Source organism: Brevibacillus sp. SIMBA_040, from assembly GCF_046535075.1.
Taxonomy (GTDB): domain Bacteria; phylum Bacillota; class Bacilli; order Brevibacillales; family Brevibacillaceae; genus Brevibacillus.
Genome location: NZ_JAWRXI010000011.1, coordinates 17,235 through 36,618 on the forward strand (window position 1 = coordinate 17,235; position 19,384 = coordinate 36,618).

General features: G+C 47.6%; 21 protein-coding genes and 1 pseudogene. 5 read left to right on the top strand and 17 right to left on the bottom strand.

Annotated elements, in window-relative coordinates; genetic code table 11:
- Positions 1-67: 67 nt before the first annotated feature.
- Together SB752_RS19295 and SB752_RS19300 are read right to left on the bottom strand one after the other, a co-directional pair.
- The gene (locus SB752_RS19295) at positions 68-493 is read right to left on the bottom strand and encodes a PaaI family thioesterase (protein ID WP_213024153.1); all 426 of its coding nucleotides are present in this window, start codon (positions 491-493) and stop codon (positions 68-70) included.
- Positions 494-611: 118 nt separating this feature from the next.
- Positions 612-1,172, bottom strand: a complete 561-nt coding sequence (locus SB752_RS19300; RefSeq protein ID WP_410717202.1) for a DJ-1/PfpI family protein — start codon at positions 1,170-1,172, stop codon at positions 612-614.
- Between the two features lie 148 nt (positions 1,173-1,320).
- Between SB752_RS19300 and SB752_RS19305 the strand changes: the two genes are divergently transcribed.
- Positions 1,321-1,707 (top strand): winged helix-turn-helix transcriptional regulator, encoded by a 387-nt coding sequence (locus SB752_RS19305; RefSeq protein ID WP_103107844.1) that lies wholly within the window; start codon positions 1,321-1,323, stop codon positions 1,705-1,707.
- Positions 1,708-1,979: 272 nt separating this feature from the next.
- Positions 1,980-2,588 (top strand): YqaA family protein, encoded by a 609-nt coding sequence (locus tag SB752_RS19310; protein WP_410717203.1) that lies wholly within the window; start codon positions 1,980-1,982, stop codon positions 2,586-2,588.
- Positions 2,589-2,626: 38 nt separating this feature from the next.
- Here the strand turns inward: SB752_RS19310 and motB are convergent, their stop codons facing one another.
- The 5 genes from motB to SB752_RS19335 form a co-directional block, all read right to left on the bottom strand.
- Positions 2,627-3,451: a flagellar motor protein MotB gene (gene motB / locus SB752_RS19315; protein ID WP_410717204.1), complete on the bottom strand. Its 825-nt coding sequence runs from the start codon at positions 3,449-3,451 to the stop codon at positions 2,627-2,629.
- Positions 3,444-4,247 carry a flagellar motor stator protein MotA gene (gene motA, locus SB752_RS19320; RefSeq protein WP_410717205.1) on the bottom strand — a complete coding sequence of 268 codons (804 nt, stop codon included), beginning with the start codon at positions 4,245-4,247 and terminating at the stop codon, positions 3,444-3,446. Before motA ends, motB begins: the two co-directional genes overlap by 8 nt.
- 112 nt (positions 4,248-4,359) lie before the next feature.
- Entirely contained in the window at positions 4,360-5,091 is a 732-nt protein-coding gene (locus tag SB752_RS19325; protein WP_410717206.1) for a ZIP family metal transporter, read from the bottom strand.
- A gap of 120 nt (positions 5,092-5,211) precedes the next feature.
- Positions 5,212-5,814 carry a flavin reductase family protein gene (locus tag SB752_RS19330; protein ID WP_410717207.1) on the bottom strand — a complete coding sequence of 201 codons (603 nt, stop codon included), beginning with the start codon at positions 5,812-5,814 and terminating at the stop codon, positions 5,212-5,214.
- A gap of 90 nt (positions 5,815-5,904) precedes the next feature.
- Positions 5,905-7,632 carry a methyl-accepting chemotaxis protein gene (locus SB752_RS19335; RefSeq protein ID WP_410717208.1) on the bottom strand — a complete coding sequence of 576 codons (1,728 nt, stop codon included), beginning with the start codon at positions 7,630-7,632 and terminating at the stop codon, positions 5,905-5,907.
- Positions 7,633-7,837: 205 nt separating this feature from the next.
- On the opposite strand from SB752_RS19335, the gene solA reads away from it, so the two are divergent.
- On the top strand, positions 7,838-8,971 hold the full coding sequence (solA, locus tag SB752_RS19340) for an N-methyl-L-tryptophan oxidase (protein WP_410717355.1): 1,134 nt from the start codon (positions 7,838-7,840) through the stop codon (positions 8,969-8,971).
- Between the two features lie 116 nt (positions 8,972-9,087).
- Here solA and SB752_RS19345 read toward each other — a convergent pair whose 3' ends face one another.
- The 9 genes and pseudogenes from SB752_RS19345 to SB752_RS19385 form a co-directional block, all read right to left on the bottom strand.
- A complete protein-coding gene (locus SB752_RS19345) occupies positions 9,088-9,918 on the bottom strand; it encodes a protein-glutamine gamma-glutamyltransferase (protein ID WP_410717209.1) in 831 nt (276 codons plus the stop codon).
- A gap of 115 nt (positions 9,919-10,033) precedes the next feature.
- Positions 10,034-10,165: pseudogene (locus SB752_RS19350) on the bottom strand (EamA family transporter); the annotation flags it as partial.
- 53 nt (positions 10,166-10,218) lie between these two features.
- Positions 10,219-10,638 (bottom strand): GNAT family acetyltransferase, encoded by a 420-nt coding sequence (locus SB752_RS19355; RefSeq protein ID WP_410717210.1) that lies wholly within the window; start codon positions 10,636-10,638, stop codon positions 10,219-10,221.
- Positions 10,639-10,767: 129 nt separating this feature from the next.
- Positions 10,768-11,469, bottom strand: a complete 702-nt coding sequence (locus SB752_RS19360) for an LrgB family protein (RefSeq protein WP_410717211.1) — start codon at positions 11,467-11,469, stop codon at positions 10,768-10,770.
- Positions 11,447-11,842: a CidA/LrgA family protein gene (locus SB752_RS19365; protein ID WP_410717212.1), complete on the bottom strand. Its 396-nt coding sequence runs from the start codon at positions 11,840-11,842 to the stop codon at positions 11,447-11,449. The genes SB752_RS19360 and SB752_RS19365 overlap by 23 nt, the downstream gene beginning before the upstream one ends.
- Positions 11,843-11,940: 98 nt before the next feature.
- On the bottom strand, positions 11,941-12,825 hold the full coding sequence (locus SB752_RS19370) for a LysR family transcriptional regulator (protein ID WP_410717213.1): 885 nt from the start codon (positions 12,823-12,825) through the stop codon (positions 11,941-11,943).
- A gap of 24 nt (positions 12,826-12,849) precedes the next feature.
- Complete coding sequence (locus tag SB752_RS19375) at positions 12,850-14,028, bottom strand: ROK family transcriptional regulator (RefSeq protein WP_410717214.1); 1,179 nt, start codon at positions 14,026-14,028, stop codon at positions 12,850-12,852.
- Positions 14,029-14,199: 171 nt separating this feature from the next.
- On the bottom strand, positions 14,200-15,117 hold the full coding sequence (gene metA / locus SB752_RS19380) for a homoserine O-acetyltransferase MetA (protein WP_410717215.1): 918 nt from the start codon (positions 15,115-15,117) through the stop codon (positions 14,200-14,202).
- A 336-nt stretch (positions 15,118-15,453) separates the two neighbouring features.
- Positions 15,454-16,902: a nicotinate phosphoribosyltransferase gene (locus SB752_RS19385; protein ID WP_410717216.1), complete on the bottom strand. Its 1,449-nt coding sequence runs from the start codon at positions 16,900-16,902 to the stop codon at positions 15,454-15,456.
- Positions 16,903-17,044: 142 nt separating this feature from the next.
- Between SB752_RS19385 and SB752_RS19390 the strand changes: the two genes are divergently transcribed.
- Both SB752_RS19390 and rluF read left to right on the top strand, forming a co-directional pair.
- Positions 17,045-17,692 carry an MOSC domain-containing protein gene (locus SB752_RS19390; protein ID WP_410717217.1) on the top strand — a complete coding sequence of 216 codons (648 nt, stop codon included), beginning with the start codon at positions 17,045-17,047 and terminating at the stop codon, positions 17,690-17,692.
- A gap of 12 nt (positions 17,693-17,704) precedes the next feature.
- The gene (gene rluF / locus SB752_RS19395; protein WP_410717218.1) at positions 17,705-18,391 is read left to right on the top strand and encodes a 23S rRNA pseudouridine(2604) synthase RluF; all 687 of its coding nucleotides are present in this window, start codon (positions 17,705-17,707) and stop codon (positions 18,389-18,391) included.
- Between the two features lie 69 nt (positions 18,392-18,460).
- Here the strand turns inward: rluF and SB752_RS19400 are convergent, their stop codons facing one another.
- The gene (locus SB752_RS19400; RefSeq protein WP_410717219.1) at positions 18,461-19,096 is read right to left on the bottom strand and encodes a GntR family transcriptional regulator; all 636 of its coding nucleotides are present in this window, start codon (positions 19,094-19,096) and stop codon (positions 18,461-18,463) included.
- Positions 19,097-19,384 lie beyond the last annotated feature (288 nt).

Here is a 19,384-nt window from a genome sequence, read left to right on the forward strand (position 1 = left end):
ATTGCGTTCATTATCTCTTTTTCATGTTGAATTGTCAAGGATATGTACATCACAAACCACCAGCTCGCTATCCATTCATGATCATCACAGATGACACGCTAGAGGCAACCTTCTTACCGTCCTGGGTAAGCTCTGCTACCAGGTACGCAACGGATTTACCCAATCGCTCTACTTTGGCTTCGATCTCCACTACGCCCTCAAAAACAGGCCGGTGGAAAGTCGTTTGCAAATTGATAGATGCAAAGCTTTGTTGATCATTCAATAATGAGGCGATCGCATAAGCCATCATAATATCGGCTGCTGCGGATAAAAAACCGCCCATGGCTACTCCGTTCCCGTTGATAAACAAAGGTGCAACCTCCCACCGCCCTTTGGCTACACCGTCCTCGGCATAGTCAGCATACACCTGGAGCGTGGAATCACATGGCGGGGGAACGTCTCCTTTTCTGGCAACGTCGAGCAAATCGGAAATGGTATACTTTTTGGTTGTCATCAGTAACCTCCACGAATATTTTGAAAATTAATTTCTATTATAGCAAAAAGCAGCAGCCCTGAACTTTTTCAAGCTCTGGACTACTGCCTTCACACATTCGAATCTGTTTGTTTTTAACCTACGCTAGTGCGTTTACCTGCTTTACAAACTCTTTCATCAAAGACGGCAAGTCGTTCCACGCGTGACCAGAAATCAGGTTGCGATCTACATGGAAGCGCGTCTCGATGTACTTTGCACCTGCTGCTTCTACCTCTGGCCGACATGCGAAGTAAGCAGTCATTTCGCGCCCTTTGATCTCGTCTGCAATAACGGTAAGTGCTACACTCGCATGACAAAGGATCATGATAGGCTTATCCTGTTGAAAGAAATGGCTGGCGATCCGCGCAAAATCCTTGTGCAGTCGAATATGCTCAGGAGCACGTCCGCCCGGAATAATCAGAGCATCGTACTGTTCTGGATCGATCTGTTCAAAGGATGCATGGGCTTCTAGCTGATAGCCTCTTTTTTCTGTGAAGGTCTGCCAGTCTTCAAAATCATGGACAACAGTATGCAACACCTTGGTATCTGTTGGAGAAGCAATTACAGCCTCAAATCCTTCCTCCAGACACCGATAATATGGATAGTAGGCTTCCAAAGCTTCTACGGCATCGCCAGTTACGATCAATACTTTTTTCGACATTGCTATGACACTCCCCTGTAATAAAAGAATTCTCTCCACACGATTTATTATAGGAGACAGCAGCGAGCAACATAAGAATGCACTTTTTTGTGCGGAGGTTACAAAAAAGGTACTATTGAAGTAACGGCTGAAATAAGAGGAGAAATGAATGTCAGATTTACGAAAAGAAACACAAGAAAAAATCAGGAACGGAGACTTTACTTGCTCCAAGGAATTGACGTTGTCTATTTTTAGTGGAAAATGGAAAGTCGTAATCCTCTGGCATTTGGGCGTAGAAGGTCCTCACCGATTCAGTGAGCTTCAGCGTCTCTTCCCCAAGATCACACATAAAATGCTGACCAGTCAGCTAAAAGAGCTGATGGAGGACGGGATTGTGCATCGGGAAGTATTCCCTGAGGTGCCGCCACGAGTAGAATACTCTATGACCGAGCTGGGCATGAGCCTTTTGCCCATTATTGAGATGATGTACGAATGGGGCGAAAAGCGTATGGAGGAGTTAAAGCTGGAAATCGGAACGCCTCCGTCTCAGGTCTAATAAAAAATCCGCCGGTGGATCGTTTTGGGAAAGCCATTCCTTTTTCATAATAGAAAAAGTGGTCTTCCCGAAATGGTTCGGATGTGAAAGATGTGTTAAAGAATAAGAAACATGTTTACATTGTTCTTTCAGATACTGGTACAATATTTACGAGATTACTGTATATGAACAAGCAGGTGCCAAACTGGGCATAAATGTGCCGCTCTCACCACGCCAGCCGATTTGGAGCAGTCGGGTGAGCTGGAATTGATAGATAGAAAAAGGAGAAATAGATGGTTCAGAACACTTTGGATTTTTTAATGGAGTATGGCATTTGGGGAGTCGTCATCCATTCATTTGCTGACGCGGTCATCTTCCCCATTCCGGTTTTCTTTCTTCAGGTTTCACTAAGTATGATTGACCCGTCCCATGCTTTGTGGATTGCTACTGCCGGATATATCGCGTGTTTGATTGGTACTCCTGTCGGTTACTTCCTCGGGAAAGGACTCGGCCACTCCGTACTGTACAAGATCCTCAAGAAAGAATGGATTGATTCGGCAACTACGATGTTCCAAAAACGAGGCGAAATGGCGATTTTCATTGGTGCCTTTACCCCTATTCCTTTTAAAGTGTTTACCATCATGTCTGGCTGCCTGAACTTTCCGTTATGGAAGCTGATTGGATATGCCGCCATCGGACGGGCCGTGAAATTTTATCTGGTCGGATTTCTGTTTTACTTTTACGGGCGCATGGCAGAAAGTATGGTAGGAAATGCTTCTCTCTACGTCTTCCTGATTATGATTCCAATCTTACTGGTTGGATTATGGATAAAGAAACGCCGGAGAAAAAGACAAGAGTTGCTTATGATGAACAAACAAACGAGTGATGACTCCTCCAAATAACGAAAAGAGGGATAGCAATAAGCTACCCCTCTTTTTTATTATTGTTGGGACGAAACCTGCGCCATACTGTTTTTCGGAGGCGAAGCCAGGTCACGTAAAATCGCAACCTCTACCCGTCTGTTTTTGGCTCTTCCCTCTGTCGATGTATTAGGAGCTACCGGATGGTATTCTCCCATTCCTGTCGCACTAAACTTGGTTGGGTCCAAGTTACGATTTTCGAGCAGTACCTTCAGGAAATTGACTGAACGCTTGGCACTCAAATCCCAGTTGGAAGGAAACTCAGGTCGATGGATCGGAACATTATCTGTATGTCCGGTCACCGTGACCTTTTTTGGATGCGGAACGAGCATGGCCGCCATCTCTGCTGCCAGCTTTCTCGCTTCCGGCTTGAGAACCGCACTACCTGAGTCAAACAAGGCATTGTCCAAAATCGTGATGAGCAGTCCCTCTTCTGTCAGCTTCGTTTGCAGCTTGTCCTGCAGCTTGTTCTGCTGGATGTATCCTTCTAGCTGGGTCTGCAGTTTTTTCAGATCTTCCGTCTCTTTGCGGACTGCCTCTTCCAGCTTTTTCTCTTCCTCGGACTTCGCACGTTCCGCTTCTTGTCCACCTTTATGTATTGTTTGCTGCGCCAAGAGCGGGTCAAGTGGTACCGGGCTCGGTTGGTTGAGCACACCCACACCACCATTTAAGGCAACGTTAAAGGAGCGAACCATTTGATCGAACTTTTTCGCATCCATCTCACTGGACGCAAACAAAACGATAAATAAAGCGAGCAGGAGAGTGAGTAAGTCAGCGTAGGGAATCAGCCAGGACTCATCCATATGCTCTTCGTGTTGAGCATGTCTTTTTGGTCGCTTAGCCATTTACCGCCGCTCCTTCCTCCTTCTTCTCTTCCTTCAAATCAGCACGCTCTCGGAATGGAATGTAGACGACGAGCTTTTGCTCAATAGCCGCTGGGGATACCCCTGCCTGGATAGACAAAAGTCCCTCTACCATGATTTTCTTGATTTCAATTTCTTGCTTGGACTTGCGCTTCAGCTTGGTGGCAAATGGATGCCACAGTACATAACCCGTAAAAATACCGAGCAGGGTCGCAACGAACGCCGCCGCAATCGATAATCCGAGTGCATCGATATCGCTCAGGTTACCCAGAGCAGCGATCAAACCAACTACCGCACCCAATACCCCGAGTGTCGGTGCATAGCTACCAGCTTGGCTAAAAATGAGTGCTCCTGCCTGATGACGCTCTTCAATTGCATGAATCTCTTCATTCAAAACATCGCGGACGAAATCTGGTTCACCACCATCGATGATCATCTTCATCCCGTTTCTGAGGAATGGATCTTCGATTTCATCAGAGGTGTTTTCCAAAGCCAGCAAGCCTTCACGACGGGCAATCGACGCCCAGTTCATAAACTGACCAATCAGTTCCTTTTTGGCAGGGAGTTTTTCCTCTTTAAAAAGAACCTTGAAAAGGGCAGGAACCTTTTTGAGTTCAGACATAGGAAATGCGTTTAAAATAGCGGCAGCCGTACCTACCATGATAATCATGAACGCTGCTGGATTCAGCAGTGCGCTGGGACTGGCGTGCTTCAAAATCATCCCGACGACTACTGCAACAATACCTAGTACTATACCTATCAAGGTAGACTTTTCCATCGTGACACTCCCTACTTCCATAATCGAAATCTATCTATTTATGGTTTCGGTATTTTTGGCTTGTTTTGTGAGGGGAAGTTACATAAAAACGTGACTCTTTTCGAAAACAGGCTTATCCGAACCACTGAACCATCCCGATCATGACCAAAAGTCCTAGAATGAACGAAAAGGTCGCCGAGCGTGCATGACCGTCACCATGGCTTTCGGGAATCAGCTCTTTATAGACGATAAACAGCATGGCACCTGCCGCAAAGGACAAGCCGTATGGCACCAGCCCTTCTACAACTGCCGTGAGATAATACCCGACGATGGCAGACACGATCTCTACAGAGCCAGTCAGTGTTGCCAGCAGAAAAGCCTTGGGCTTGCTCACCTTTTGATTGATGAGAAAAAGGGCGACCAGAAATCCTTCAGGTGCGTTTTGAAGACCGATTGCAAAAGCGATCAGGCCTCCCAAGCCTGCCTGCTCGCTCGAGTAGCTCACCCCTACAGATAGCCCCTCTGGTATATTGTGCAAGGTGATGGCCGACAAAATCAACAAGGCTTGCGAATCCATCGAAATGTTCATTCTGGTATGCTCCAGATCGATATGCGGGATCATGCTCTCCAGAACGGTCAGTGCCAGCGTCCCAGTTATAACTCCCAGACAAACAATCAGAAAAGGCGCATTATTCATTGCCTGTGGGATCAAGCTGAATGTTGCCGCTGCCACCATGATTCCCGCAGTAAAGGCAAGCAAAATGTCGCGCCACCTATGCGTAACCGTTTTGAAAAAAAGTATGGGCAGAGCACCTGCTCCTGTTGCCATCGCGGACAAAAAGCTCCCCATCAAAAGTTGTTCCATTTGGTACCTCCACATCTAGATTACGCTCTACAAATGATACCACTTAGCTTAATCAGAAGGTAATGAAAATGGGCGATGAGCTGTCATCCGTGAAGAAAAAAACGCCATGTATCTGGCGTTTTATGTTTCGGAGCGGTAGGTCTTGCCCAGCTCGCTTCCCAGTCCGTAATAGTGACGGAAATTATAGATTAAAGGATTCCAGGCTCCCGGATTAATGTGATGCTCACCTTTTACCATCTGTTTGTCTGCGTGAACTCTTGTCACTTCTGTCTCTACAATGGCAAACATCTGCGCATATTCGGGAATACGGATATCGCGGACCATAGCCTCCAATTGAAGGGAGCATTCCCCGATTCGCTGCGGACGAACCGTCTCGGATGACACCCGAGTGAAATTCGCCGCCGTAAACTTGTCAGGTTCATAGCGAAAGCCCAGCTCTTCTTTATAGGCAGGCATGGGATCACGACCTGTTAACGGAGCAAGTGCCTCTACCTGCTGCCAAAGGCTTGCGTCTGCCAGATTGATTACGCATTCGGGTCTATGCCGAAGATTCTCCAAGCCCTGTGATCCGAGTCCCAGGCCTAGAATGATGTAGCTGCCTAATGCCCACGACGAAGAAATGGGACTGATATTGGTCGTGCCGTCCTCGTTTTCTGTAGTCAACAGAACGACGGGGGTACCGTAATACAATATTTTGGGCTGAATAGTTATATGGCTCGTCATAAGTGCAGCCTCCTTTAGCTAGAATAAATCTTTCTTGTTCATTCTAGCCGAAGGTCGTTTCCACCCTGATCGAAGTATGGATGTCTTTTTCTATACTTTAAAGCGTCCAATCATATACTGTAATTCCTCTGCCATATTGGATAGCGCCGTAGCTGAAGACGAGATTTCCTCCATCGCTGCGAGCTGTTCTTCTGTGGCTGCCGAAACATTTTGGGTTCCATCCGCTGTAACCGCCGACACCTCTGACACCTGTCTGATCGCAGCTACTACCTGTTCAGAGTGAGCCGATACCTCCTGGGCCGCCGCCGAAACATCGTGAACCTGATCGGATACCGTGCCGATCGACATCTCAATTTGACCAAATGTTTCTCCGGCGCGATGAACGACCAGAATCCCTTGCTGAACCTCACGCGTGCCCGCTTCCATCGAGCTCACCGCTTGCTTGGTATCTGTTTGAATCGTATGAATCAATTGACTGATTTGCTCTGCGGAGCGGGAAGATTGCTCCGCCAGCTTTCTCACTTCATCTGCAACGACAGCAAAGCCTCTGCCATGCTCTCCTGCTCTGGCTGCTTCAATCGCTGCATTCAGTGCCAACAGATTTGTCTGATCAGCAATTCCCGTTATGACCTCGATAATTTGTCCGATTGCCTGCGAGTGATTTCCCAGTCCCTCCACCACACTGGACAATTCCCGAATGGAGTCATGTATAGCATTCATTTGCAGGACAGCTGCCTGGATCGATTGATTTCCTTCGCCCGCCATAGACGCCACCTGAATAGCCAAGGTTGAGGCCGCTTGAGATTTCGTGGCGATGTGGGATATTCCATGTGAGATATCGTCAATGGATTTGGCTCCTCTCCCCACGCTATCCAGCTGTCGATCCGTCGCGGAAGCAACCTCTTGCACAGACACTGCAATCTGTTCAGTCGCCTGACTCGTCTGCTCTGCACTTGCATTCAGCTCTTCAGCCGATGCAGCAACCTGCTCTGATGTCGTTCCTACCTGACGGATCAGTGTTTGCAAGCTGCTCGTCATCTCGTTGAAGGAATTCGCCAGATCATGAACCTCATCACGGCTTTTTACCACGAGCGGCTCGACACACAAATTCCCTTCGGATACTTCCTTCATATTGAAAACCAATCGCTGAATTGGACCGCGAATGTTGACCGTCAGCCAAAAGGCAAGCAGCAGGCAAGCCACAATCGAGGTGATTCCAAGCGTGATGGTGTATAGCTTGCCCGTTTCATACAAACTCGCGCTTTCTTCCCCGGCTCTTTTCGCTCCTTCGCTGTTGTATGTAATGATTGCATCTACGTATTTCCAGCGCTCCGCAAACAGATCGGAGGATTTTTGCTGAAGCCGCTCTAGCTCCGCCAGCTCTTCTGGTGTCGCTTGGCGGTTGATATCGAGCTTTTTAGCGAATGCCATAAACTCTGGATTAAAGCTTTTGTAGCTCTCCATTTCTTTCACGAGTCCTTCAAAGTTTTTCCGGTCTTCCTCATCCACGATCGTTGCTTCGTATTCGGACAGTCTTTTATCAATATATGCAAAGCGCTCATCAATCTGGCTTGCAAATTTCTCTTTTTGTTCCGCGCGAGTCGAGTTGAGCATCCGTTGACTATATCCAAAGATACTTTCCAATGCCGTATTGATTTGTAGAATTTCTTCAAGACCTGGACGCCAAACTGTCGTTAGCTCTTCTACCTTTTGGTTCATATTATGCATTTTGTACATGCTGGTGGTTCCCATAACTACCATGAAAATCAAAATAAGAGCAAACGCACCACTCAGTTTTTTACCAATTGTCCATTTCATAGAAATCCCCCGTTTTCTACACATAGTAGACAGTGTACTCACCTATTCCCCAGCAATTTTGGGTATAAACATGTTTTTATTTACCATGTCTTCTGATTTGTAAAAAGGGATCCTCGATTTTTGAAAGTACCTGTAAGATAATAGAAGAAAATCATAGATGAACGTGTACGATCGACCAGAACGAACAAACGGGGGAGGATTGTTTATGCAGCATTTTGACGTCATTATTGTCGGAGTAGGTTCGATGGGGATGGCAGCCGGCTACTATGTTGCCAAGCAAGGAGTAAGCACGCTTTTAATTGATTCTCATGACCCTCCGCACACAATGGGAAGCCATCACGGCGACACCCGAATCATCAGGCATGCGTATGGAGAGGGCAAACAATATGTACCGCTCGCCTTGCGTTCACAGGAATTGTGGAGACAGCTGGAGGAAGCTTCTGGAGTCAAGCTTTTTGTACAGACAGGTGTGTTGACAGCAGGGCCACACGATCAACCGTTTTTACAAGAAGTAAAGGAGAGTGCTGAGCGCTACTCCCTGCCTCTCGAAGTGCTAAGTTCCAAAGAAGTACATGAGCGCTGGAGCGGCATCCAGCTACCTGACGATTTTTTTGCTTGTCTGGAGCCGACCTCAGGGGTTCTTTATCCTGAAAAATGCATCGACGCCTATCGCCAGCTGGCAATCTCCTCTGGCGCAACCTTGCTCACCGATACACATGTAATTGCTCTGGAGCCGGATGGTGATGGCGTCATCGTGCAAACAGCGAATGAACACTATCGCGCTGGTAAGGTTCTACTCTCTGCCGGAGCATGGAATCCTGCCCTGCTCACCTCTCTCGGCTTGTCCGTTCCCCTCGCACCTACGCGAAAAACAGTCGCCTGGTTCGGCGCTGATGAGGAATTGTACAGCTCTGATCGCTTCCCTGCCTTTATTTTCAATTTGGGAGATTCCTCGTATTATGGATTCCCAAGCTTTGACCAAACAGGCGTAAAAATAGGTCGACATGACGGTGGGCAGGTGATTGATCCCGATCGCCTGGAGCGCACCTTTGGCACGTATTTATCCGATGAAGGAGATGTCCGCTCCTTTTTGGAAACGTTTATGCCACAAGCAGCTGGCCCGCTTTGCGCTGGCAGAGTTTGCATTTACACGATGACACCTGACGAGCATTTCGTCGTTGACCGTCATCCTGACCATCCGCAAATTGTGATCGCAGCCGGCTTCTCGGGACATGGCTTTAAATTCGCAAGCGCAATTGGAGAGGCTACCAGTCAATGGCTAGTGGAGGGCGCCTCCACAATTGATCTCTCGATGTTTTCCCTCTCTCGGTTTTCGTAATAAAACCTCTATCGAGGACTTTTCAAGGAGGAGCGATCGCGTTTTACTGTCCGTATGCAGACATGATGCAAGCCTCTCGCCAGATGGCCAGAGGCTTTTTAATTGATACCCAATCTTCACCATTCCCATGAACGGGAACCGATTTGTACGGAAATGGGTCCTGCAGAATGCATGGATTGCTGTGAGATACCTACACCCGGCCGACTGTTATTGTAAGGGAATAAATAGGCAAAGCCAGGACGTGTCGCCTGATGTACCAGATAGGCGGAGCGCATGGCCCCCACTCTTCTTTCTTCATTTAAAAAATGGATGAGCGAGTCAGCTGTGCGTATTCCCGCACCATGCCCATAGTACAGCCCCCTGCCGAGATCGACTACATTCTCCCCTTGCCACTGTGGCGTCTCAGGATTGTAATCTGGATTGGCAAAATAAAGAATGTCACCAGGCAAAAACGTATTGGTTCGATTGGTTTGCAAATCCAGATCCTGATCGTATCGCCAGTCATAGAGAAGAATATCTGCAAACATTCGTTCAAAATCAGGTAAGCGGATCGATTGAAGAACAGCATGGTATAAAATAATGACCATCGCAGTGGCACACTCGGTCGCGTATTTTCTGCCCTCTTGAAAAATATTGATGATCCCCTGTGAAGGCGGAACTCCTTGTCTTAATCGAAACCCACCTAGCTCTGTCCGATTCCAATAGAGCTCGTTGCACCTGGAATTCTCAAACGTGGAAAAAGCCAATCCGCTACTGTTCAAAGCAAGTGCTGACCGTACCAAATGGTCCCTCATCTTCAACTCAAATTGCAGCAGCTCGGCAGACGGATATTCAAAAACCTCCTGACTAGCTGCCATGATTCGTACGGTTTCACGCTGCACGGCGTTCAATCCCCACTCTGCCACCAGCGCAGAAGGGTTGACCTGTCTTCCAGCTATCAAAATCATCGGATGGGTAACCTCCTTTACGCACGCCATCCTTGTTATGTGTATGCATAAGCCCATGTCCATGTGTTAAGAAATCTTTATTTACCCTTTGACCTGATTCATCATGGGGCTTTTCTTTTACTGAAACAGATTTGAGACGGGAAAACAAATAGCAGCCTACAATGACAATTACACTGCCCAGCAGCTGGATTAGGGTCATGCGCTCGCCGAGCAAGAGAAAGGCGAGAATGGCTGTAAAGACTGGATTGGCGAACCGTCTTCATCGCCTTTCTGAGCTATCATACACCTTCTTCTGCAGACCTACGCGGGCTTAATCCATTTTTCCATGAAAATAAGCTCGTCCGCTGTAAAGCCCAATCGTCCGTAAAATGCTTGTACACCGCTATTGGACGGTTCGATCAGCAGGTTGATTTTTTCGCAGCCGAGTGCAGCGAGTCTCATCTCCAGCTCTTGCATCAAACGGCTTCCCAAGTCTTGTCCCTGATAGCCTGGATCGACTGCCAAATGGTTTACCCAGCCGCGGCGACCGTCGTAGCTGCCCATGACAGCACCAACTATATTGCCTGCTTCAGCTATTGCGACCAAAAACAGCTCGGGATCACGCTCTAGCTTTTGGCGGAGTCCCTCGACGGTATCGGAACGTGATAATTGCAGACCTGCTCGTAGCCACAGATCGACGACTTCGGCGTATTGGTACAAAGAGAATGGGTGAATGCGCATGAATCTCTCACTCCAGATTCGTTGTATTTTTATTAATTATATTGTATTTTTATTCGTTTGTTTGTAAAGAAAAAAAAGAGGCTTTCTAGAAATTCTAGAAGCCCCTCATTTCTCAAGCCTGGCCGCTTGTTATACAGCAGCGAGCCACGTCGTTATGACTGGCATTAACGCAAACGCCCAAATCACAGTAATGATCGCACCCGCGATGACGGCGAGTGTTGAGCTGCTGCCTTCCAGCTCGCCTCTTTCAAATGACTTGACCATCCCCAAGGCATGAGCGCCCATGCCATACATTAAGCCGATGGAGACAGGCTGGTGCAGCTTGAGCCGTTTGATAATGGTTGGAGCCAAAAAGACACCCGCAAAGCTGGTGAGCATCCCAAATACAGCTGTCATGGTCGGCATCCCTCCAATCGCCTCGGACACGCTGACGGCGACGGGGAGTGTGATGGAGCGCGGAATTACACTAATCGCTGCCGCTTTTCCCAATCCGAGAAGCATGGTTGTGGAGACGCCAGCGACGATTGCAATTAACGAGCCTGTCGCTAGGCTATAAATTATCATTCTTCGGTGGGCCATCAAAACGGACCAATTCCGGTACAACGGCACCGCAAATGCTACAGTAACGACCCCCATCATTTCGCTAAGCGCGGTGGTTCCCTCGCTATAAGTCTGATAAGGAATATCTGTGAGAAGCAGCAGCAGAATCAATCCCGCTGGTGCCACAATCGCCGGGGAAAATAGCATTCCTGGCTTCTTTTTGTTCAGCTTTTTTGCCGCATAGAAAAAGACAATCGTCAGGAGAAAGCTACACGTTTTCAACAGGATCACGCTGCTTCACCTCGCCACGCTTGGAATTGAACACCCGCTCAGCAACAGCGCCTGTCGAAACCATCACAAGCGCAGAACCGCTTACGACGACGATGAGAACCAGCAAGCCTTTGATCCCGAACAACCACGGGTACTGCATGATGCCAACAAGCGATGGTACAAAAAATAAGATCATCTGGGAAAACAGAAGCGTTGCTCCAGCCTCTACCCACTGCAAGCGGACCCAGCCCATATGCAAGCATACAAACAGCAAAAGCAGTCCAAGCAAGCTTCCAGGGATCGGAAGGTGCAAAGCATAGGCTACGCCTTTTCCCAGCCAAGTAAACCCTAGCAGAAGTCCAATCTGCAAAAGAGCAGACAGCCATTTTTTCATCGAGACCACTCCGGTTCCTTCTAGTTGGTACCTTCATTCTAATCGGTCTCGTTTCCATTCGTAAAATACATAATCATCATAAATTCTATTCCATTTGGTTATGAAGAAAGCTGTTTATCGATAAAGGCAATAAAAGCTCGCACGGCATGCGAAAGATATCCCTCTTTGCGATAGATCAAGGCGTACTGCCAGTCGATGACGGGAGACGAAATGTTGACGATTCGCAGATTGCCATTATTCAATCGGCGAACAATCGAGCGCGGTACGAGGGATATCCCCTGCTGGGTCGCCACCATCTCTCCAACAAAATCCCATAGGGAGCTCATATACGCGACACGCGGTTCAAACCCGGAACGCATGCAAGCCTGCTTGACCACATCATGGATCGCGTATTCCTCCGTGAACAAAATGAACGCTTCATCCTTTAGTGCTTCCAGCCTTACCTCTTCTTGGCCTGCGAGCCAGTGCTCCTGATAGACGATAGCAACCAAGTCCTCTGCGACAAGCGGAACAGCAGTAAATTTCGTCGTATCCACAGGAAGAACTGTCAGTCCTACATCAATTTTGCCCTGCTCCACCTGAAGCTCCAGAGGCCTCGCACTGTATTCCTTCATCTCAATATCAATACCCGGATACTGCTTTTTGAACAAAGCAATGGCATTTGGCAGCAAGAAGGAGCCTACGGTAGGCATCATCCCCATCTTGACGCGTCCACGCTGCACATTCCTCATCTCCGCGATTGACGAAGACATGCTGTCCATCAGCTGCAGCACCTTTGTTGCATGCTCAAATACGAGCTCGCCTGCGTCCGTCAGATCCATTTTCCGCTCTGTCCGATCCAACAGAGTCACACCCAGCTCTTCTTCCAGCGCCTTGAGCATTTTGCTAATGGAAGGCTGAGAAACATGCAGAGTATGCGCGGCCTTCGTAAAGCTTTTTTGCTTCGCCACTTCTACAAAATAGTGCAGTTGCCGGATGTCCATTGAGATTTCCCCCGTTGCTTATTCTTACGTCCAGCTCCCTGCCAATGGAGCAAAATGCTGCATGGCCAATGCTCCCGCTCCCATCACAATCGCGTCTCCCCTCAGCTCGGAAGGAATGACCTTGAATTTGCCTTTGAACGGCTCCCAGATGACTTGCTCGCTATGCTGGTCGACCAAATCAACAATCTCCCGGTAATTTTCCACCAAATCGCCACTCAAGATGACCGTATCCGGATTGTACATGCAGACGATATTGTTAATCGTAATGCCGATGTAGAGCGCCGTACGAGAGACGATCTCTTTTGCCCAGCGTTCATCGTTTCTGGCTGCTGCGAATACTTGTCGTACATCCGAGATATCCGTCACCCGGCGTGCTTCCAAAATGAGTGAGTTTTCGTCTATGTATGTTTGCAGACAACCACGCTTGCCACATTCGCACAGATTTCCGTTTGGATCGAGTGTAGTATGTCCCAGCTCTCCCGCACTGTTGGAGCCGCCCCTAAAAACTTCTCCGTTAATGATGAGCGCTGAACCGATTCCTGTTCCGATTCCGATCAGAGCTGTCTTGTTTGAGCCTTTGGCCGAGCCGTACAAATACTCCGAGAGAATTTTCACTTTCAGATCATTGTCAATCACGGTTTTGATCCGCAGCTCCCGTTCGATCAAGTCAGCAAACGCAATACCCTTCCAGCCGAATGTGGTAGAAAGCTGGACGACTCCGTTCTCATAGTCAATGACCCCTGGCACACCAATGCCGACACCAATCACTTTTTCGTACGGAATTCCTTGTCTTTCAATCAGCCCGCGAATCTCCCGACAGATCCGGTCTGCCGTTTCTTCTGGATTCGCCTTTTGCGCCTGATAGTCGATCCTGTGGTACACAATTATGCTTTCACTAAAATCCATAATGCCAAAACTGATCCGCTTTTTCTCAATATCCACACCAATGGTATAGATCGCACCTGGCTCAATATCTAGCATGATCGCTTTTCTGCCTACCCCGGAAGAAGTAAGCTCCGTCTCGCGAATGACCCCTTCCTCGCATAGCTCACTGACGAATCTACCGATGGAAGTCGCACTCATTCCAGTAATTTTCGTAATTTCAGCGCGCGAAATAGGCCGCTGCTTTTTAATAATGTCGAGAATCATCAGCTTGTTGTGCTGCTTGATTACATCCTGATCCTGCTTCACAATTTTTTTCATGCAAATAACCCCTCTTACATTTATCTTTCTACGTACGCTCACTATCTATTTTATCCTCACACTACCTGCCAGCTCTCTTTTCGTCAACGGTAACCATACCAGCTTGGGTTCTTCCAAAGCTTTTTCAAAGAGAAAACCACCCGATCAGCTCGGATGGTTGCCAATTTGATGTTATTTTTTGTAGTTCAAATCGAACGGTGTCTCCTGGTAAACGTAATAGTTCAGCCAGTTGGAAAACATCAGATTGGCATGGGCACGCCATGTGACGATCGGCTGACGGTTCGGATCGTCCTTTGGATAGTAATTCCTTGGAACAGCAATATCCAAGCCCTTGTTCACGTCCCGCTGATATTCATCCTGCAACGTCGTCGGGTCGTATTCCGAATGACCGGTTACAAAAATTTGACGACCATCCCGAGTCGCTACAAGGTAAACCCCTGCCTCCTCAGACTCGGACAAAATCTCCAGCTCCGGCACCTTTTCGATGTCCTCCCGGCGATTTTCCGTATGGCGGGAATGCGGGATACAGAAGTAGTTGTCAAAACCGCGCAGCAGCTTGACGTTTTGCTTGTTCAAGGTGTGTGGGAAGATTCCGAACATCTTTTCTGGCAACGGATGCTTAGGAACGCCATAATGATGATAGAGTGCAGCTTGTGCCCCCCAACAGATGTGCAGCGTCGAGGTCACATTCTCCATTTTCCAATCGAGAATTTCCTGCAGCTCAGGCCAGTAATTGACCTCTGTGAAATCGAGCTGCTCCACAGGTGCCCCTGTGATAATCATGCCGTCGAACCGTTGATCCTTGATCTCATCAAACGTCTTGTAAAACATGGATAAGTGCTCTTCTGACGTATTCTTGGACGTGTGGCTGGACATATGCAACAGCACGATTTCCACCTGCAAAGGCGTATTCCCCAAGAGGCGAAGCAGCTGTGTTTCCGTCGTTTCTTTTACAGGCATGAGGTTGAGTATGACGATGCGCAGCGGCCGGATATCTTGTGTGAAGGCTCTGCTGTCCTTCATGACGAAGATGTTCTCCTGTGCTAATATTTCCGTTGCTGGCAACTCGTCTGGCAGTTTGATTGGCATGTGTATCCCCCTTTCCATCCTTTTGCAAGACAGGCAGAAAAACAATAATCCGACAAATTCGACAAAAATTCTTACCTTCCTGCTAGGGATTTAATTTGAATGATAAAATTATAGTGAATCTATTTCAATATTCTGCCTCTTATTTTCCATCCATTATACTCGTATTCTGTGAAAAACAGCAGGTCTTTTTCTTGATTGGAAATCTTTTTTCATTAGGCATGTTATCACTCCCTCCAACACTCACACCAAGATTACCACTTTTAACATTATTTGTAAGTGAAAAAAATAACAAAGACCCGATGCATCTCACAGACGCACCGGGTCATACTTCGTGCCCTACTTCTTCATATACGCTTTCATCAATTGCGTTTTTGTCTCCCACAGCTCTTCACTGATATACAGGCGATAGTGCTCCGGATTGAGCATACGCAAATATTCCGGCCAGAACAGCTTCAGTTGTTCCTTGTGGTAGTCGCGGATTTGCTCCAGCGTAGGCAGCTCATATACTTGCTCCCCGTCCACAAAGACTGGAATCAACAACGATTCAGCTTTGTATGTTTCCAGCTGCTTATTCAAATACGGATGGCTAGGATTGACCAAATGCACTGGTGCTCCTTCTACCACCTGCTGTTCTTCTGGGTAGCAGAGGTAATCCGCAATGGCTTTACCCGTATTCGGGTCGATCAGCCTGTACATATCCTTGATTCCAGGTGTCGTCACTTTTTCCGGATTGGCCGAAATCTTGATGGTTGGCTTGAACGTGCCATCGTCGCCTTCACGCGCTACCAGCTTGTAAACACCGCCGAGCGTTGGCTGGTCAGCTGCCGTAATCAGCTGTGTACCGACGCCCCAGCTATCGACACGTGCGCCCTGTACCTTGAGGTTCATGATGGTGTGTTCGTCAAGATCATTGGACGCCACTATTTTCACTTCTTGCATGCCAGCCAGGTCCAGCATCTCGCGCGTCTTACTGGACAAATACGCCAGGTCCCCGCTATCCAGTCGCACAGCAGATAGCTTGATTCCGTGTTCCTCAAGTCGTTTTCCTACTGAGATCGCATGCGGAACACCACTTTTCAGCGTATCGTACGTGTCTACCAACAGGGTTACCTGACCTGGCAGCGCTTCGGCAAAGCGTTCGAACGCTTCTTCCTCACTCTCAAAGCTCTGTACCCACGAGTGCGCATGTGTGCCCTTGGTCGGAATTCCAAACATTTTTCCGGCCAGCATGTTGGACGTCGCATCAAATCCAGCCAAATAAGCTGCACGAGTTCCCCACAAGGCCGCATCTGCTTCCTGTGCACGTCTTGTTCCAAACTCCATCAATATATCATTGCCCGCCACATTTTTAATGCGCGAGGCTTTTGTCGCAATCAGTGTCTGATAGTTCATGTAGTTCAACAACGCTGTCTCTACCAGCTGTGCTTCTATGACACGTCCCTCTACGCGAATCAGTGGTTCGTTCGGGAATACCAAAGTACCTTCTTTTACCGAATAGAGCGAGCCTGTAAACCGCAGCGTGCGCAGCTCCTCCAAGAAGGCTGGATCATAGTTCTCTTCCTGCTGCCGCAAATATTCCAGATCGCTTTCTTCAAAACGAAGGTTGTTTATATAAGCAATGATGCGTTCCAAGCCTGCTGAAACAGCGTACCCATTACCAAACGGGAGCTTGCGGAAGTATGCTTCAAAAACGACCTTCCGATTATGTGTCCCGTTTACCCAGTGGGCGTACATCATATTGATTTGATATTTATCCGTGTGTAAAACCACACCCGATGATTGCATGTCACATAAGCCTCCTGTGTCTTCCTTTCCATCATCATACCAGAACCATTCGAATCTGTCCCATCAGCGGTGTCTGAATAAAAGGGATATGCTATAGTATGTAGTAAATTGGAATGAAGCGCACACCGTGGGAGTGGATAAAATGCTGAATAGAAAAATTGCTTATATAAGTAAGGGATTACCGAAAAGCAGCCTTTATAACGGACAGGAATTCGTTTCCGGAATTTGGAAAGAACAAGTGGATACACTCGCTGTTCGCTCCATGAAAATTGATGAGGATGACGTCGCAAACCCAGCATACCATGGTGGCCCTGATCGCGTCGTTTGTGCATATCCTTATGAACACTATGCCCATTGGGAAAAGCAATTTGGACAGCCATTAACTGGGGCGGCTTTTGGAGAAAACCTGACCGTCCTGAACATGAGAGAGGATCAGGTATGCATCGGGGATGTTTATCAAATAGGAGAAACGATTCTCCAAGTGAGTCAGGGACGTTATCCCTGTGCAACCATTAACAAACGAAATAACAACAATCGGTTGCTCAAGGCAGTTGTCGAAATGGGCTATACCGGCTATTTTTTCCGCGTTTTGCAGGAAGGAACTATTTCGAGCGATTCTACCATTACGCAGCTATCAGCGCACCCCTCGCAAGTGACGGTCGCCCAGGTCCATCACCTGTATTTTCATGACAAATCACCTGATCCAAAAATGCTCGAACGGATGCTTGAGATAGAAGAGCTGGCTTTGCCATGGCGAAAAAAACTACTAGAAAAACAGCAGAAATTATGAAAGGAACCATCCATGCGAATCAATAAATTTATTAGTGAAACCGGCATTTGTTCACGCAGAGAAGCAGACAAGCTCATTGACGCAGGGCGTGTCACGATTAACGGAATGAAAGCGGAGCTGGGCAGCACGGTTCAAGACGGTGATGACGTGCGAATCGACGGAAAAGCGCTCGGTACGAAAAAAAAGGATGTTTATATCGCCTTGAACAAGCCGGTAGGTATTACGTGCACAACCGAATTGCATGTTAAAGGGAACATTATCGACTTTGTGAACCACTCGGAGCGTATTTTTCCGATTGGACGATTGGACAAGGATTCCCAAGGTCTTATTCTGCTTACCAACAACGGGGATATCGTGAACAAAATTTTACGTGCGGAGCACAACCACGAAAAAGAGTACATCGTCACTGTAGACAAGCCGATCACGGCAAACTTTTTGCACGGAATGGCAAACGGCGTGAGAATTCTCGGTACAGTCACCAAGCAATGCAAAGTGACCAAAGTCAGCGACCGTGTCTTCACGATCATTTTGACGCAGGGACTCAATCGCCAAATCAGACGCATGTGCCAAGCGTTTGGCTATCAAGTGCGACAGCTTCAGCGTGTGCGGATCATGAATATTACCTTGGGCAATCTGAAAATCGGACAATGGCGCAATCTTACCAGCAAAGAACTAAGCGACCTGGAAAAAAACTTTTAGTCCCCCATACCCATATGGAACACAAAAGGTACTCCACAGACATAAGTAGCTGGAGTACCCTTTTCGTAATCAAACACAGCTGAGCTCGATCTTTTTGCTGTTTTCCAAATGGGTTTCCATCGCCTCGATAGCAGCCTTCACATTATTGGCTTGGATTGCCTCTACAATTTTCCGATGCTCCTGCAGCGATTGGCGCAATAGATCAGGATTTTTCTTATAAACGAGACTGCCGTGATGAAACAATCTTTCCCTGATGTTTTTAAAAGCGGGATCAATAAATTGATTGTCCGCGAGCTGTATGAGGTAAGAATGAAAAGCAGCATCATTTTTCATGAACGCCATCGGATCTTGTTCATCAAGAGCCTTTTGCTGCTTGATCAGGTCCTGCTCCAGCTTCTCCAGCTGCCTCCGAGTAATGACTGGCAAAGCCTTTCGCAATGAAAACGTCTCGATCGCAATGCGCATGTCAAACAAATCATTCACTTGCTTGACCGACAAGTCTTGAAAGAAAACGCCCTGATTCGAATAAATTTTGACCAAGCCATCGTACTGAAGTCGTTGCAGCGCCTCTCTGATCGGAGTCCGGCTCATTTGCAGCTCTTTGACCAGCTCGTTCTCGGACGTGCTCCCTTCCTCATAATACCCCTGAAGGATGCGCTCTTTTATTTTTTCATATGCGATATCTTTTAAAAACTGTTTACTCACGATACATCACCTCAATTGTATACAACTCGTATTTTAATCCCGTTACCCCAGAATATCAACACAAATTAAATTATTCAAAAAATTCAGAATAGTACTTGACGAATGAAAAGCCGGCATACTAACATATCACTTGTATACAACTTGTGTTCAGGAGGTGATTTGCTATGCTCCACCATTTCCATAGCTCCACCCGCTTCCTACCCTACTCGCTATGTGAAAGCGCTATCACCACAGTTCCTCCGTAGCGATAGGCATACCCCGTCACTCGTTGCATGTCTCCTTGCCGAA